Source organism: Parasphingomonas frigoris (assembly GCF_036663815.1).
Classification (GTDB): domain Bacteria; phylum Pseudomonadota; class Alphaproteobacteria; order Sphingomonadales; family Sphingomonadaceae; genus Sphingomonas.
Genome location: NZ_JAXOJQ010000042.1, coordinates 1 through 1,466, shown reverse-complemented (window position 1 = coordinate 1,466; position 1,466 = coordinate 1). Strand labels below are relative to the sequence as shown.

1 protein-coding gene and 1 pseudogene are annotated in these 1,466 nt (G+C 64.6%); one reads left to right on the top strand and one right to left on the bottom strand.

Going from position 1 to position 1,466, the window contains the following annotated elements; translation table 11 throughout:
* A partial coding sequence (locus U1872_RS22285) for a MarR family transcriptional regulator (RefSeq protein WP_332795054.1) occupies window positions 1-368 on the bottom strand: 368 nt, incomplete at its 3' end.
* Between the two features lie 361 nt (window positions 369-729).
* On the opposite strand from U1872_RS22285, the pseudogene U1872_RS22280 reads away from it, so the two are divergent.
* A pseudogene (locus U1872_RS22280) lies at window positions 730-1,466 on the top strand (glycoside hydrolase family 92 protein); the annotation flags it as partial.

The following is a 1,466-nucleotide window of genomic DNA, read 5'->3' as shown; positions in this document are numbered from 1 at the left end:
AGCGCGAAGCTGATCTCGATCGACTTGCGCGCGAGGATCTGCGCGAGGAAATCGACCAGCACGATCGTGATATGGTCGCGGTCGATATTGACGCCGATCGAGTAGCACGCGTCGGCCCGGACGACGAGTTTGGTCGGCGGTTGACCCCGCCCGCCGCGGCGCTGCCCGGCCTCCTCGATCATCCCTTCCTGCAACAGCCGCCGCGTGATGTTGGCGATCGCCGGTCCGGTCAGCCCGGTGATCCGTGCGAGGTCGATCCGCGTCAGCGACCCGCCGAGGCGAATGGCATGCAGCGTCACGCGCTGGTTGTGATCTGCGGCACGCTCGAGGTTGGTCCCCGACAGACGCGGCGGCGTTTGAAGAGTCATGCGGACCGATCATCCATGCTGGAGAACAGAAGACGAAGCCGCCGTCCGTCGCGACGTCGCGACTTCGATGCTGGCGGCGAAGTGATCCCGCGATTGCGAAGGCTTGGCAAGCGCGCACTATTCGCATCCGGTGAATACGCGGCATATAGCCCCGATCCGAAGACCATGTTCTGCATCCCCCCGCTTCCAAACTGTTCGTTTGAATTATCCAATTTGATGTTCTAATCCACTTCTGCGGTTGCGCAAGAGCTGGCGATGAAGCCAGTCTGACGACCGAACGAATAGAGGGGATGTGCGCGACATGGTTCATCTGGCACCCGGCAAGCTCCCTCGCCTATTTCCCTCCGAACGGGTGACCTCGATGTTCAGCTTCACGCGATCGTGCCTCATGGGTGCGCTGTTCACCACGATCCTCGCCGGCCCCGCCTTCGCGCAGGATGGCGCCAAACCGAGCGATGCGGTCGATCCGTTCATCGGCACCGGCGGCGAAGGCCACACGTTCCCAGGCGCAGTCGCACCGTTCGGCATGGTCCAGTTGTCGCCGGATACCGATACGTCCTGCGTGATCCGCACCTGCTACGGCCACGCCGCCGGCTATCGCTACGACGACCCGACGATCGAGGGGTTCAGCCACACGCATTTCTCGGGCGCGGGACATTCCGATCTCGGCGACATCCTCGTCATGCCGGTATCGGGCGACACTGTGCCGATGGACCCCGGCACGCCAGCCGCGCCCGGCTATCGCTCGCGTTTTTCGCACGCCACCGAGGTCGCCAAGCCCGGCTATTACGCGGTCACCCTCGAAGGTCCCGGCGTGCGCGCGGAAATGACCGCAGGCACCCGCATCGGCGTACATCGCTACGCCTTCCCCAAGGGCAAGGCCGCGCATCTCGTGGTCGACCTCCGCTCGTCGCTCTACAATTACCCCGGCAAGATCCTGTGGTCGGGGCTGCACCTGCGCGACGACGGCGTGCTCACCGGCTTTCGCGAGACACGCGGCTGGGCGCCCGGCCGCAAGCTCTACTTCGCGATGCGGTTCTCCGCCCCACTGGTCGGCCACGCACTGGTCAACCGCGAGAAGGACATCCCGTACAAGGG